Origin of the sequence: Streptococcus sp. HCA-5024 (assembly GCF_037890265.1) — a bacterium.
GTDB lineage: Bacteria > Bacillota > Bacilli > Lactobacillales > Streptococcaceae > Streptococcus > Streptococcus lingualis.
Map to the genome: position 1 here is coordinate 432475 of NZ_JBBKBR010000002.1, position 14674 is coordinate 447148.

Genomic DNA, 14674 nt, shown 5'->3' on the forward strand with positions numbered 1-14674 from the left:
TCAAAAAAACTAGAGCGCTTGCTCTAGTTTTTTGGTTGTTGATGGGTGATGTTTTTTCCCCATGGGATGAGATTTTCTTTTTTCTCCTTGATCCGTTGGATATTGTCCTTGTGACGAAGAATGATCAAGGTTGCTAGGGCCAAGACAATGACTGTAAAAAGCGGATCATAGCTGTGCAAGATCCATCCAGTCAAAGGGAGAAGGAGGACCGAAAGAATGGCGAGTAGCGCAACGGTAACACTCGAAAACGAAATCATACTGGTTAAATAAAGGCTGGCTACAAAATAAACAGCTAAAATGAGAAGCAGGATAGGCGAGAAACCAAGTAAGACACCAGCACTCGTCGCCACTGCCTTTCCACCCTTAAATCCAGCAAAAATTGGGAAAGTGTGTCCCAAAACGGCTAAGAGACCAAAGACCATCGGAGAGATCCCCTGAATTCCAAAGAAAGTCGGAAGGAGAACGGCCAAAGTTCCCTTCAAGAAATCAATCGCAAAGACGATGATCCCAGCTTTCTTCCCTAAAATCCGAAAGGTATTGGTCGTTCCTGTATTGCCCGAGCCATGTTCCCGTAAATTAATATGGAAAAAGATTTTCCCAATCCATAATCCCGAAGGAATGGAGCCTAACAGATAGGCTAAAATTAAAACACTTATTTCTTTTATCATAGTTTCATTATATCAAAAAGCCATCGATAGAAAAAGCAATTTCTGGAGTTCAAGTGTGACATCTGAAGAAAGTGCTTAGCTAACATTTTTTACTGTGATATAGAAATCTCCATATAAAGAGAAAAAATTTTGCAAAATTTCCTAAAAAACTGTAATATAGAAAAGATGAACAAACAGGAGGTTCCTTGTGGCAAAAAAGGAAATCAATATTAATAATTATAATGACGATGCCATTCAGGTACTAGAAGGGTTGGATGCGGTCCGTAAACGTCCAGGGATGTATATCGGATCGACCGATGGAAATGGCTTGCATCACATGGTCTGGGAGATCGTGGATAATGCGGTCGATGAAGCCTTGTCTGGCTTTGGCTCACAAATCGATGTAACGATTAATAAAGATGGTTCTCTATCGGTAGAAGACCAGGGACGTGGAATGCCGACCGGGATGCATGCTATGGGCAAACCAACCGTTGAGGTGATCTTTACGGTCCTCCACGCCGGAGGGAAGTTTGGTCAAGGAGGCTATAAGACATCTGGAGGTCTTCACGGAGTGGGATCTTCTGTCGTCAATGCCCTTTCTAGCTGGCTAGAGGTAGAAATTACTCGTGATGGAGCTGTCTACAAGCAACGTTTTGAAGATGGTGGAAAACCAGTTACAACACTCGAGAAGATTGGCTCTGCTCCCAAGTCTAAGACAGGGACCAAGGTCACCTTCATGCCAGATCCAACCATCTTTTCAACGACGGATTTCAAATTTAATACCATTGCTGAGCGAATCAAAGAATCAGCCTTCTTGCTGAAGGATGTGACGCTGACGCTGACTGATCTTCGCAAGGAAGAAGACAACCATGTGGCCTTTCATTATGAAAATGGTGTCCAAGATTTCGTAGAGTACTTGAACGAAGACAAGGAAACTTTGACACCTGTTCTCTACTTTAGTGGCGAATCAGATGGTTTTCAGGTAGAAGTGGCCATGCAATACAATGATGGCTACTCAGATAATATCTTGTCCTTCGTTAATAATGTCCGCACTAAAGATGGGGGAACCCACGAGACGGGTCTGAAGACAGCCATTACCAAGGCTATGAACGACTATGCAAGAAAGACAGGACTTCTCAAAGAAAAAGACAAGAATCTGGAAGGATCAGACTACCGTGAAGGTTTATCTGCTGTTCTCTCGATCCTGGTTCCAGAAGCCCATTTGCAGTTTGAAGGACAAACCAAAGACAAATTAGGAAGTCCCTTGGCTCGTCCAGTCGTCGATAGCATTGTTTCTGATAAATTGACCTTCTTCCTCATGGAAAATGGGGAGTTGGCTTCCAATCTCATTCGTAAGGCTATTAAGGCCCGGGATGCGCGTGAAGCCGCTCGTAAAGCGCGGGATGAAAGCCGAAATGGCAAGAAGAGCAAAAAAGACAAAGGACTTTTATCTGGTAAATTGACACCAGCCCAGTCTAAAAATCCTAAGAAAAACGAACTCTATCTGGTCGAAGGAGACTCAGCCGGCGGTTCTGCCAAACAAGGACGGGACCGGAAGTTCCAAGCGATTCTTCCACTTCGTGGGAAGGTGCTTAATACTGAGAAGGCCAATATGAGTGATATCCTCAAAAACGAGGAAATCAACACCATGATCTACACCATTGGTGCTGGAGTTGGTGCAGATTTCTCAGTGGAAGATGCTAACTACGATAAGATCATCATCATGACCGATGCGGATACGGATGGTGCCCACATTCAAACCCTCCTCTTAACCTTCTTCTATCGTTATATGCGCCCTTTGGTAGAAGCAGGGCATGTCTACATTGCACTTCCTCCTCTTTATAAGATGTCGAAAGGCAAAGGCAAGAAAGAAGAAGTAGCCTATGCTTGGACAGATAGCGAATTAGAAGAGTTGCGTCGGACCTTTGGCCGTGGCGCAACCCTCCAACGTTACAAAGGGTTGGGGGAAATGAATGCGGATCAGCTTTGGGAAACCACCATGAATCCAGAAACTCGTACCTTGATCCGTGTCACCATTGATGATTTAGCGCGTGCAGAACGCCGTGTCTCCGTCCTAATGGGAGATAAGGCTGCACCACGTCGTCAATGGATTGAAGACAATGTTAAGTTTACCTTGGAAGAAAATACGGTATTTTAATCACTTTCTACTATAAAGTAAATAAGCTGGGATGTAGAAATGGTAAGGAATCGACATGAGAACTGATACAGAAATGATGAATCTAATTTTGCAAATAGCTGATACTCTAGAAGTAGAAGCAATTGCTTTATCCGGATCACGAACGAATCCTCAGGTCCCCAAAGATGAGTTTCAAGATTATGATGTGGTCTATATTGTTGAGAATCTGAACGACTTGTTATCTGATTTATCTTGGCTAGACCAGTTTGGAATGCGTCTGATTGAACAGCACAATGTCCTTGGACACCGTCGTCTGTATCTCATGCTTTTTGAAGATGGGAATCGTATTGATTTAACCCTCTGCCCCATGGAGTCTATCCAAGAGTGGGTGGACAGCGAAGCAAATTTTGAAGTTATAAAAGACGTCAAAGGCTTGTTTGAAGCCTATCAGCCTAATTCCAAGCGCTATTGGACCGCTCCACCTACTGAAGAGGAATTTGCAGCATCCTGCAATGAATTTTGGTGGGTATCGGCTTATGTTGTTAAGGCCATTCGAAGAAATCAGCTTATCTATGCGACCGACCACCTCTATGGCATTTGCCAGCAAGAACTCCTCAAGGTCTTAGCTTGGCTGGTGACAAGCGAAAGGGGATCAGTTGATATCGGAAAGAACTACAAGTACCTTTTCAAGTATCTATCAGATGAGCAAGAGAAGGAGTTCTCAGCTTTGCTAGATCTATCTAGTTTAGAGAAGAACAGTCAATCCTTATTTGCTACCATGAATTTCTTTCATAGAGAAGCGTCAGTTCTAGCTCAAAAGATGGGGTTTGCTTACGATAAGGAAGTGGCTGAGAAGTTGATAGCTTATGCTAAAGAGAAACTTTCTAATCATTAATGAATCTATTTTAAACATCAGAAAGGAACGTTTGGTTACTTGGTGTAACTGAATTTCTTTTTCGTAAAAAAATATTCAACATTCTTTGAAAGGAGTTGAACACGCCCTGAGTACTGTGTGAAAAAGATAAATTTCTTATTTTCACTATGTATTTTACGGGCTTTGTATCTTATGTCTAATATTCAAAATATGTCCTTGGAGGACATCATGGGGGAGCGCTTTGGTCGCTACTCCAAATACATTATTCAAGAACGGGCTCTTCCTGATATTCGGGATGGCTTGAAACCTGTTCAACGGCGGATTCTTTATTCTATGAATAAGGATGGTAATACCCATGACAAGGGCTACCGCAAGTCTGCCAAGTCTGTCGGTAATATCATGGGGAATTTCCACCCTCACGGGGACAGTTCTATCTATGATGCCATGGTCCGCATGTCTCAGGACTGGAAAAATCGTGAGATTCTAGTCGAAATGCACGGAAACAATGGTTCCATGGACGGTGATCCACCTGCGGCCATGCGTTATACCGAGGCGCGTTTATCTGAAATTGCTGGTTATCTTTTGCAAGATATCGAAAAGAACACAGTGCCATTTGCCTGGAACTTTGATGATACGGAAAAAGAGCCAACAGTTTTGCCTGCCGCTTTTCCAAATCTCTTGGTCAATGGGGCAACAGGGATTTCGGCTGGTTACGCGACTGATATTCCGCCACATAACCTTGCTGAAGTCATCGATGCCGTAGTCTACATGATTGATCATCCATCTGCCAAGGTAGAGAAACTCATGGAGTTTCTACCTGGACCTGATTTCCCAACGGGTGCCATTATCCAAGGGCGTGATGAGATCAAGAAAGCTTATGAAACAGGTAAGGGACGGGTAGTTGTCCGCTCTAAAACCGAGATTGAGCAGCTCAAAGGAGGCAAGCAGCAAATTGTTGTTACCGAGATCCCTTATGAGATCAACAAGGCTGTTTTGGTCAAGAAGATCGACGATGTTCGTGTTAACAACAAGGTTGCAGGTATCGCTGAGGTTCGGGATGAGTCTGACCGAGATGGTCTTCGTATTGCCATTGAGCTCAAAAAAGATGCCAATGCAGATTTGATTTTGAACTACTTGTTCAAGTATACGGATTTGCAGGTCAACTACAACTTCAATATGGTAGCGATTGACAATTATACCCCTCGTCAAGTGGGGATTGTACCGATTCTCTCTAGCTACATTGCTCACCGTCGGGATATCATTGTCGCTCGCTCGCGCTTTGATAAGGAAAAGGCCGAACGGCGTCTCCATATCGTAGAAGGCTTGATTCGCGTCATTTCCATCCTTGATGAAGTGATTGCTTTGATCCGGGCTTCTGATAATAAGGCAGATGCCAAAGAAAACCTCAAGGTCAGCTACGATTTCACGGAAGAACAAGCTGAAGCTATCGTTACCTTGCAATTGTACCGCTTGACCAATACGGATATTGTCACCTTGGAAGAAGAGCATGCTAGTCTCAAGGAGCAAATCGCGACCTTGGCAGCCATCATTGGGGATGAACGGACTATGTTTAACCTTATGAAGAAGGAGTTGCGTGAAGTCAAGAAGCTCTTTGGGAATCAGCGTCGCAGTGAATTGCAAGACACTGCTAAAACGATCGAGATTGATACAGCCAGTCTCATTGTTGAAGAGGAAACCTTTGTCAGCGTAACCCGTGCTGGTTATATTAAACGGACCTCGCCTCGTTCTTTCAATGCCTCAACACTGGAAGAAGTCGGTAAGCGAGACGATGACGAGTTGATTTTTGTAGAGCCTGCTAAGACCACTCAGCATCTCTTACTCTTTACCAACTTGGGGAATGCCATTTATCGACCAATTCACGAATTGACAGATACCAAGTGGAAGGATATCGGAGAGCACCTCAGTCAGACCTTGACCAATTTTGAGCAAGAGGAAGAAATTCTCTTTGCGGAGATTGTGGATCAGTTTGAGGGAGTAACCTACTTTGCGGCAACTCAACAAGGACAAATCAAGCGTTTTGAACGAAAAGAATTGAGCCCATGGCGGACTTATCGTTCTAAATCGACTAAGTATGCTAAGCTAAAAGACCAAGACGACCGTATTGTAGCAGTAGCACCAGTTGTACTGGAAGATATCATGATCATTACTAAAAATGGTTATGGGTTGCGCTTCAATATTGAGGAGGTACCCGTCGTAGGAGCCAAAGCAGCAGGGGTCAAAGCCATTAACCTCAAAGACGGAGATCAAGTTGCTGCCGCCTTTAAGTCAACGACTCCAAGCATGTACATTCTGACTCAACGAGGTAGTCTCAAACGGATGTTACAAGACGATATTCCTGTGACCAGTCGGGCTAAACGGGGACTACAGGTCTTGCGTGAGTTGAAAAATAAACCACACCTCGTCTTCAAGGCAGGTCCAGTCTTCACTGACCAGGGAGATTTTGATCTCTTTACGAGCCAAGATGAAGTGGCAGAACAAGATCAAATTCTTCAGATCACTTCTACAACAGGGCAGGTGACAGAAATTGATTTGACGCAATTAAGCATTTCTGAAAGAACAAGCAATGGATCCTTTGTCAACGATACCATTTCGGATCAAGAAGTTTTTTCAGCTACCATCAAATAAAAGAAAGCGTCGGTCCATTCTAGGACTGACTTTCTTTAAAAATAAATTTTCTGAAAATTGAAAATTTCGCTTGAAATTCTCATGAAATGGTGTACAATAGTGTACATAGATTGAGAAACTGAATCGACCTGCATCAGATCGACTAGGAATAGAAAGAATTAAAAGGAGCATTATCATGACAGTATCACTTGATTGGGAAAACCTTGGCTTTTCATATATGAAATTACCTTATCGCTATTTGGCATATTATCGCAATGGAGCTTGGGAAAAAGGGGAATTGACAGAAGATGCGACTTTGCATTTGTCCGAATCTTCTCCAAGTTTGCATTACGGTCAGCAAGCCTTTGAAGGGTTGAAAGCCTACCGTACAAAAGATGGAAGCGTCCAATTGTTCCGTCCAGATCAAAACGCTAAACGTTTGCAACGCACAGCAGATCGGTTGCTGATGCCTCAAGTACCTGTTGACATGTTTGTAGATGCTTGTAAGGCAGTGGTAAAAGCCAATGAAGAGTATGTTCCACCATATGGTACAGGAGCTACCCTTTACCTTCGTCCACTTTTGATTGGGGTTGGTGATATTATTGGTGTGCATCCAGCAGATGAGTATATCTTTACCATCTTTGCCATGCCTGTCGGTAACTATTTTAAAGGTGGTTTGGTCCCAACGAACTTCTTGATTCAAGATGAGTATGACCGTGCTGCACCACATGGTACAGGGGCTGCAAAAGTTGGTGGGAACTACGCAGCTAGTATGTTGCCAGGTAAGATTGCGCATGATCGTAACTTCTCTGACGTGATTTACCTCGATCCAGCGACTCACACCAAGATTGAAGAAGTTGGTTCTGCAAACTTCTTTGGTATCACTGCTAATAACGAATTTGTGACGCCATTGAGTCCGTCTATTTTGCCATCGATCACCAAGTACTCTTTGCTTTACTTGGCAGAACACCGTCTTGGTATGACACCAATTGAAGGGGATGTCTTTATTAATGAGCTGGATCGCTTTGTAGAAGCAGGAGCTTGTGGTACCGCAGCTGTCATCTCTCCGATCGGAGGTGTTCAACACGGTGATGACTTCCATGTCTTCTATTCTGAAACAGAAGTAGGTCCTATCACACGTAAGCTCTATGACGAGTTGACCGGTATCCAATTTGGCGATGTCGAAGCGCCAGAAGGATGGATTGTCAAAGTCGATTAAACCGAAAGCATCTGAGATAAAAGTGTCCAGGCTTCAATGAGAACGAGTCTTAACGAAGGACGTAGTAGCTAAAGTTTCTCTTCATTCGCTTTTAGGCTCAAAAGAGTGCCGAATGACCTTTTCGGGGGTGGGAGAAAGAAGGAATTTCTAACTAAATTCTTTCTGCCCACTCCCTTTTCTCTTGCGTCATCAAGAGAATTTTTGTAAAATAGAAAAAGTGAAAAGAGGGTTGAAATGAGTAAAAAAGATAAGAAAATTGAGATTCAAATCGTTGATAGTAAAGTAACCGTCGGAAAAGACACTTTTGATGGTTTCACTTTGTCCATTGGAAAGAAAACGATTGGTGAAATTGCAGATATGGCTGGTCAATATGCCATTATCAAAAATGGAAATGTGGATTCTCTTTACAAAAAACTTGAAAAAGCCGTTGAAATTTTGATAGAAAATTATAATTTGAATAAATAAGGGCTTGCAATCATAATAAATCAATGGTATAATAGATCCTGTTGATTTATATGGAGAGATAGCGAAGAGGCTAAACGCGGCGGACTGTAAATCCGCTCCTTCGGGTTCGGGGGTTCGAATCCCTCTCTCTCCATTAGCGTTCATTGTGACGATGATAAAGTGACTAATGTCAGCGCTCTTTTTGGGGTATAGCCAAGCGGTAAGGCAAGGGACTTTGACTCCCTCATGCGTTGGTTCGAATCCAGCTACCCCAGTTCTTAGGTAATATCAGATGAGTGATAAAATATCTATCCAGGTATTTTATTTCTTTATAGGATGAGTCGTTAAAGATTGTAGTTGATCTCATTGCGAGTGCTTGCTTAGGAAAAATAATTATAAGTATGTCAAGTTTTAGAAAACTTGATTGTTGGAGGATTTTTTAGATGAATGAATTTGAAGATTTGCTAAACAGTGTTAGCCAAGTTGAACCAGGTGACGTTGTTACTGCTGAAGTATTGACAGTTGACGCGAACCAAGCTAACGTTGCAATCTCTGGAACTGGTGTCGAAGGTGTCTTGACTCTTCGCGAATTGACAAACGATCGTGATGCTGACATCAACGACTTGGTAAAACCAGGTGAAACACTTGAATTGCTTGTTCTTCGTCAAGTAGTTGGTAAAGATACTGATACAGTAACTTACCTTGTATCTAAAAAACGTTTGGAAGCTCGCAAAGCATGGGACAAATTGGTTGGACGTGAAGAAGAAGTTGTTACAGTTAAAGGAACTCGCGCTGTTAAAGGCGGACTTTCAGTAGAATTTGAAGGACTTCGTGGATTTATTCCAGCTTCAATGCTTGATACTCGTTTTGTACGTAACACTGAACGTTTCGTAGGTCAAGAATTTGATGCTAAAATCAAAGAAGTAGATCCAAAAGAAAACCGCTTTATCCTTTCACGTCGTGAAGTTGTTGAAGCTGAATCAGCTGCAGCACGCGCAGAAGTATTTGGTAAATTGAACGTTGGTGATGTCGTAACTGGTAAAGTTGCACGTATCACAAGCTTCGGTGCTTTCATCGACCTTGGTGGTGTTGATGGATTGGTTCACTTGACAGAATTGTCACACGAACGCAACGTATCACCTAAATCAGTTGTAACTGTTGGTGAAGAAATCCAAGTGAAAGTTCTTGACTTGAACGAAGAAGAAGGTCGTGTATCACTTTCATTGAAAGCTACAACACCTGGACCTTGGGATGGCGTTGAACAAAAATTGGCTGCTGGTGATGTTATCGAAGGAACTGTTAAACGTTTGACTGACTTCGGTGCATTCGTTGAGGTATTGCCAGGTATCGACGGACTTGTACACATCTCACAAATTTCACACAAACGTGTTGAAAATCCAAAAGATGTTCTTAAAGTTGGACAAGAAGTAACTGTTAAAGTTCTTGAAGTAAATGCTGCAGATGAACGTGTATCACTTTCTATCAAAGCTCTTGAAGAACGTCCAGCTCAAGAAGAAGGCGAAAAACAAGAAAAACGTCAATCTCGCCCACGTCGTCCAAAACAAGAAAAACGCGACTTTGATCTTCCAGAAACTCAAACTGGATTCTCAATGGCTGACTTGTTTGGCGATATCGAATTGTAATATTCAAAAAGCTTACCTCTCGGTAAGCTTTTTTTACTTGTAAAATTCTCGAGAATTTGATATACTATAACAGTTGCCACCCTTAGTGTAATGGATATCACGTAAGATTCCGGTTCTTGAGATGGGGGTTCGATTCCCTCAGGGTGGATGATTCATAACGAGGCTCCTCGGAGTCTTTTTTGCTCTTTCTTGGAGGAACATGCAATGACAGTAAAATTAATCGCCCATACCTTGATTGAGAAAGACGGGAAGTATCTGCTTATCAAACGCTCGAAAATAAAGCGAGGTCTCCCTAATGTCTATCCATCTTATTGGGATATTCCAGGTGGAAGTGTAGAAGAGAATGAATTGCCCAGAGAGGCTGCTCTACATGAGGCTATGGAGGAGGTTAATCAAAAGCTTCGGATTAATAAGATTATCCACGAAGATAGTCAATTTGATGCCAGCAAAGATACTGTCTTTACACGCCTAGTTTATGCTGGCGAGATTTTGGAAGAGCGTGATTTTATATTAGATCCAGAAGAGCATACAGACTTTAAATGGATTTCTTCTTTGAAAGACATAGAGAGCAATCTCGTTGTGCCTTATTTGCTTGAAATCCTTGCTGACAAATCCAAATAAAGCAGCTAAAAAACATCCCCTTTTTAATAAGGAGATGTTTTTTTCTTAGTTTTTAGAAGCTTCTTGGAATTCAGGGTTTTTCCATGCTTCATCAATGATTGCTTGCAATTCATCAGCAGAAGCTTTCATTTTTTGTTGTTCCGCATCGTTCAATGGGATGTTCACTGGACGTACAATACCGTGTGCACCTACGATGGCAGGTTGACCGATAAAGACGTTGCTAACACCATATTGACCTTCTTGGAATACAGAAAGTGGAAGTACTGCATTTTCGTCATCAAGGATTGCTTTAGTGATACGAGCAAGGGCAACAGCGATACCGTAGTATGTAGCACCTTTTTTATTGATGATGGTGTAAGCAGCATCACGAACACCTTCGAACAATTCGATCAATTCAGTTTCTTGAACGTTTTGAGTGTCTTTAAGGAATTCTTCAAGGTTTACACCAGCGATGTTAGCGTGTGACCATACAGCGAATTCTGAGTCTCCATGTTCACCCATGATGTAGGCGTGCACTGAACGAGCATCAACGTCCAATTTTTCAGCAAGTGCTTGACGGAAACGAGCTGAGTCAAGAGAAGTACCAGAACCGATAACGCGTTCTTTAGGGAATCCTGAGAATTTCCATGTAGAGTATGTCAAAACGTCAACTGGGTTAGCAGCTACAAGGAAGATACCGTTAAATCCTGATTCAATAACTTGTGTTACGATTGATTTGTTAATGGCAAGGTTTTTACCAACAAGATCAAGGCGAGTTTCACCTGGTTTTTGAGGAGCACCTGCAGTAATTACAACAAGGTCAGCATCCGCACAGTCAGCGTACTCAGCCGCATAGATCTTCTTAGGTGAAGTGAAGGCAAGGGCGTGGCTAAGGTCAAGCGCATCTCCGACAGCTTTTTCGTGCAATTGAGGAATTTCGATAATTCCAAGCTCTTGTGCAATTCCTTGGTTGACAAGTGCAAATGCATAAGATGAACCTACGGCACCGTCACCGACAAGGATAACTTTTTTGTGTTGTTTAGTCAAATCCATGAGTCTAAACGTCTCCTTCATTTTTTTTTGAGATAGATTCTCATACGACTTCATTCTACCACTTTTGAAAGTCTTTGTCATCTGAAACAGTATGAATCCTTGATGTAAACGTTTTTACGTTTGTGTTCCTAAGAAGAAAAATAGGCTAAAATGTGTTATAATAGTATGGTGAATTAAGTAAAGAGAGGCATTTTTTGAATGCAGGATAATAATCTAATTGATGTGAATTTAACATCAGAAATGAAGACGAGTTTTATCGATTATGCGATGAGTGTTATCGTAGCTCGTGCCCTACCTGATGTTCGGGATGGTTTAAAACCCGTTCACCGTCGTATTTTGTATGGTATGAATGAATTGGGTGTTACGCCAGATAAACCACATAAGAAGTCAGCCCGTATCACAGGGGATGTTATGGGTAAATACCACCCACACGGGGATTCCTCTATTTATGAAGCCATGGTTCGGATGGCGCAATGGTGGAGCTATCGCTATATGCTAGTGGACGGCCATGGGAACTTTGGTTCTATGGACGGAGATGGGGCCGCTGCACAACGGTATACCGAAGCCCGTATGAGCAAGATCGCACTTGAGATGTTGCGGGATATCAATAAGAATACAGTTGATTTTGCAGATAACTATGATGCCAGTGAGCGGGAGCCCATGGTGCTACCAGCACGCTTCCCTAACCTTCTTGTGAATGGAGCTACAGGGATTGCTGTAGGTATGGCTACCAATATTCCACCTCATAATCTCGGTGAAACAATAGATGCCGTCAAATTGATGATGGACAATCCTGAAGTGACCACTCGTGAACTCATGGAAGTGCTGCCTGGTCCAGATTTTCCAACTGGAGCCTTGGTCATGGGGAAATCAGGTATTCATAAGGCCTATGAAACAGGGAAAGGTTCAATTGTTCTTCGCTCTCGTACAGAGATTGAAGTGACCAAGAGTGGTCGTGAACGGATTGTCGTTACCGAGTTCCCTTATATGGTCAATAAAACCAAGGTTCACGAGCACATCGTTCGCTTGGTACAAGAAAAACGAATCGAAGGGATTACAGCTGTACGTGATGAGTCAAACCGTGAAGGGGTTCGTTTTGTCATTGAGGTCCGCCGAGATGCTTCGGCTAACGTTATTTTGAATAACCTCTTTAAGATGACACAAATGCAAACCAATTTTGGTTTCAATATGTTGGCGATCCAAAATGGCGTTCCAAAGATCCTTTCTCTTCGCCAAATTTTAGGTGCTTATATTGAGCACCAGAAAGAAGTGGTGACTCGACGGACCATCTTTGATAAAGAAAAAGCGGAAGCACGTGCCCATATCTTAGAAGGTTTACTCATTGCCTTGGATCACATCGATGAAGTGATCCGGATTATCCGCAATAGCCGGACAGACTCTGAAGCACAAGCTGAATTGATGTCTAAATTTAAGCTTTCTGAACGTCAAAGTCAAGCCATTTTGGACATGCGTCTTCGTCGTTTGACCGGTTTGGAACGAGACAAGATCCAAAGTGAATATGATGATTTGGTTGCCTTGATTGCTGATTTGGCTGATATTTTGGCGAAACCAGAGCGTGTGGCCACCATCATCAAGGAAGAATTGGAAGAAGTCAAACGCAAGTTTGGCGATGCTCGCCGAACTGAGTTGATGATCGGAGAAGTCCTTTCTCTTGAAGATGAGGACTTGATTGAAGAAACAGATGTCTTGATCACCCTTTCTAACAAAGGCTACATCAAACGTTTGGATCAAGCAGAATTTACGGCTCAAAAACGTGGTGGACGTGGGGTTCAAGGAACTGGTGTCAAAGATGATGACTTTGTCCGTGAATTGGTCTCTACGAGCACCCATGATCATTTGCTCTTCTTTACCAATAAGGGGCGTGTCTATCGTCTGAAAGGTTATGAGATTCCAGAATATGGCCGGACAGCCAAAGGATTGCCAATCGTCAACCTCTTAAAATTGGACGAAGGTGAATCGATTCAAACCATTATCAATGTGGAGCAAGACCGCGGTGACGAAGCTTATCTCTTCTTTACGACGCGACAAGGTTTGGTCAAACGGACCAATGTTGCTGAATTTTCGAATATTCGTCAGAACGGTCTCAAAGCTCTGAATCTGCGTGATGAGGATGAATTGATCAATGTCTTCCTTACAGATGGCAATGCTGACGTCATTATCGGTACCAAGTATGGTTACTCTGTTCGCTTTAATGAGGCTGTAGTCCGCAATATGGGGCGTTCTGCCACAGGTGTACGTGGTGTGAATCTCCGTGAAGGAGACAAGGTTGTAGGTGCTAGTGTCGTTACGGACCAAGATGAAGTATTGATCATCACTGAAAAAGGGTATGGTAAGCGGACAATGGCTAGCGAATACCCAACCAAAGGCCGTGGCGGTAAAGGAATCAAAACAGCCAATATCACAGAGAAAAATGGTCCCTTAGCTGGTCTTTTAACCGTTAAAGGGGATGAAGATCTGATGATCATTACCGATACAGGAGTCATGATCCGTACAAGTGTTGGGAATATCTCTCAAACTGGTCGTTCAACCCAGGGTGTGAAAGTCATGAGACTGGATCAGGATGCGAAAATTGTAACCTTTACAACAGTCCAGCCTGATGAAAAAGATGAAGAAGTAGTGGAAGAAAACGAATAGATAAGGGGACAGCATGTCACGCAAAAGAAAAAAGAAAAAGAGTTTACGCAATACTCTTATCAACATCCTTGCAACACTTTTGATTATTCTCTCACTTCTCTTAATATTCAATGCTCCGATCCGCAATATGATCATGGTTTGGCATACCAACCAATACCAGGTTAGCAAGGTCGATAAAAAGACTATTGATAAAAACAAAGAAGTGAAGACGAGCTTTGATTTCAAACATGTCCAGTCACTCTCGACGGAAGCCGTGATCAATGCCCAATGGCAGGCTCAAAAACTTCCTGTAATTGGGGGGATTTCGATTCCTGAATTGAACATGAACCTTCCAATTTTTAAAGGACTCGAAAACGTAGCCCTTTACTATGGAGCAGGGACTATGAAGGAAAACCAAGTCATGGGACAAGGCAATTATTCTCTTGCTAGTCACCACGTATTTGGCCTTACTGGAGCAAATGCCATGCTGTTCTCACCATTAGAGAAAGCCAAGGCTGGTATGAAGATCTACATCACGGACAAAGAAAAAATCTATACTTATGTCATCTCGTCTGTTGAGACAGTGACTCCAGACCGTGTAGATGTCATTCAAGATCGTGAAGGTGTTAATGAAATCACCTTGGTGACCTGTGAGGATGCTGCAGCGACTTACCGTACGATTGTAAAAGGAAACTTGGAAACCTCTGTTGACTATGACAAGGCTCCAAAGGACATCCTGGATTCATTCAGCAAGTCTTATAATCAAATGCAACTTTAAGAAATAAAGCCCGAGGCAGA

The 14674-nt window shown here is 42.7% G+C and carries 11 protein-coding genes and 3 tRNA genes; 12 read left to right on the plus strand and 2 right to left on the minus strand.

All coding sequences use genetic code 11. From position 1 onward, the window contains the following. Positions 1–23 precede the first annotated feature (23 nt). On the minus strand, positions 24–668 hold the full coding sequence (gene plsY, locus WKT08_RS05755) for a glycerol-3-phosphate 1-O-acyltransferase PlsY (RefSeq protein WP_049473029.1): 645 nt from the start codon (positions 666–668) through the stop codon (positions 24–26). 187 nt (positions 669–855) lie between these two features. Between plsY and parE the strand changes: the two genes are divergently transcribed. The 10 genes from parE (at position 856) to WKT08_RS05805 (ending at position 10210) form a co-directional block, all read left to right on the plus strand. Next, positions 856–2805, plus strand: a complete 1950-nt coding sequence (gene parE, locus WKT08_RS05760; RefSeq protein WP_003007156.1) for a DNA topoisomerase IV subunit B — start codon at positions 856–858, stop codon at positions 2803–2805. Positions 2806–2860: 55 nt separating this feature from the next. Beyond that, positions 2861–3679: an aminoglycoside 6-adenylyltransferase gene (locus WKT08_RS05765; RefSeq protein ID WP_340280696.1), complete on the plus strand. Its 819-nt coding sequence runs from the start codon at positions 2861–2863 to the stop codon at positions 3677–3679. 171 nt (positions 3680–3850) lie between these two features. Continuing rightward, complete coding sequence (parC, locus tag WKT08_RS05770) at positions 3851–6304, plus strand: DNA topoisomerase IV subunit A (protein WP_340280698.1); 2454 nt, start codon at positions 3851–3853, stop codon at positions 6302–6304. Positions 6305–6479: 175 nt separating this feature from the next. After that, on the plus strand, positions 6480–7502 hold the full coding sequence (locus WKT08_RS05775) for a branched-chain amino acid aminotransferase (RefSeq protein WP_021153134.1): 1023 nt from the start codon (positions 6480–6482) through the stop codon (positions 7500–7502). A 234-nt stretch (positions 7503–7736) separates the two neighbouring features. Continuing rightward, positions 7737–7967, plus strand: coding sequence for a DUF2969 domain-containing protein (locus WKT08_RS05780; protein WP_023918020.1), 231 nt, complete (start codon positions 7737–7739; stop codon positions 7965–7967). A 52-nt stretch (positions 7968–8019) separates the two neighbouring features. Further along, positions 8020–8100, plus strand: a tRNA-Tyr gene (locus tag WKT08_RS05785). Between the two features lie 49 nt (positions 8101–8149). Further along, a tRNA-Gln gene (locus WKT08_RS05790) sits at positions 8150–8221 on the plus strand. A gap of 168 nt (positions 8222–8389) precedes the next feature. After that, positions 8390–9589, plus strand: a complete 1200-nt coding sequence (gene rpsA, locus WKT08_RS05795; protein ID WP_003011990.1) for a 30S ribosomal protein S1 — start codon at positions 8390–8392, stop codon at positions 9587–9589. A 76-nt stretch (positions 9590–9665) separates the two neighbouring features. Further along, positions 9666–9737 (plus strand) — tRNA-Arg (locus WKT08_RS05800). A gap of 56 nt (positions 9738–9793) precedes the next feature. After that, a complete protein-coding gene (locus WKT08_RS05805) occupies positions 9794–10210 on the plus strand; it encodes an NUDIX hydrolase (protein ID WP_340280702.1) in 417 nt (138 codons plus the stop codon). A gap of 45 nt (positions 10211–10255) precedes the next feature. Here the strand turns inward: WKT08_RS05805 and WKT08_RS05810 are convergent, their stop codons facing one another. Continuing rightward, positions 10256–11242 (minus strand): L-lactate dehydrogenase, encoded by a 987-nt coding sequence (locus WKT08_RS05810; protein ID WP_021153137.1) that lies wholly within the window; start codon positions 11240–11242, stop codon positions 10256–10258. Positions 11243–11440: 198 nt separating this feature from the next. Between WKT08_RS05810 and gyrA the strand changes: the two genes are divergently transcribed. Together gyrA and WKT08_RS05820 are read left to right on the plus strand one after the other, a co-directional pair. Further along, positions 11441–13897: a DNA gyrase subunit A gene (gene gyrA / locus WKT08_RS05815; protein ID WP_340280706.1), complete on the plus strand. Its 2457-nt coding sequence runs from the start codon at positions 11441–11443 to the stop codon at positions 13895–13897. Between the two features lie 13 nt (positions 13898–13910). Further along, the gene (locus WKT08_RS05820) at positions 13911–14654 is read left to right on the plus strand and encodes a class A sortase (RefSeq protein ID WP_227038798.1); all 744 of its coding nucleotides are present in this window, start codon (positions 13911–13913) and stop codon (positions 14652–14654) included. The last annotated feature ends 20 nt before the right edge of the window (positions 14655–14674 follow it).

Excerpts from the sequence above, each read along its gene's own strand:
- plsY (WP_049473029.1), bottom strand. The coding sequence starts at position 668 with ATGATAAAAGAAATAAGTGTTTTAATTTTAGCCTATCTGTTAGGCTCC.
- WKT08_RS05765 (WP_340280696.1), top strand. The coding sequence starts at position 2,861 with ATGAGAACTGATACAGAAATGATGAATCTAATTTTGCAAATAGCTGAT.
- parC (WP_340280698.1), top strand. The coding sequence starts at position 3,851 with ATGTCTAATATTCAAAATATGTCCTTGGAGGACATCATGGGGGAGCGC.
- WKT08_RS05775 (WP_021153134.1), top strand. The coding sequence starts at position 6,480 with ATGACAGTATCACTTGATTGGGAAAACCTTGGCTTTTCATATATGAAA.
- WKT08_RS05780 (WP_023918020.1), top strand. The coding sequence starts at position 7,737 with ATGAGTAAAAAAGATAAGAAAATTGAGATTCAAATCGTTGATAGTAAA.
- rpsA (WP_003011990.1), top strand. The coding sequence starts at position 8,390 with ATGAATGAATTTGAAGATTTGCTAAACAGTGTTAGCCAAGTTGAACCA.
- WKT08_RS05805 (WP_340280702.1), top strand. The coding sequence starts at position 9,794 with ATGACAGTAAAATTAATCGCCCATACCTTGATTGAGAAAGACGGGAAG.
- WKT08_RS05810 (WP_021153137.1), bottom strand. The coding sequence starts at position 11,242 with ATGGATTTGACTAAACAACACAAAAAAGTTATCCTTGTCGGTGACGGT.
- gyrA (WP_340280706.1), top strand. The coding sequence starts at position 11,441 with ATGCAGGATAATAATCTAATTGATGTGAATTTAACATCAGAAATGAAG.
- WKT08_RS05820 (WP_227038798.1), top strand. The coding sequence starts at position 13,911 with ATGTCACGCAAAAGAAAAAAGAAAAAGAGTTTACGCAATACTCTTATC.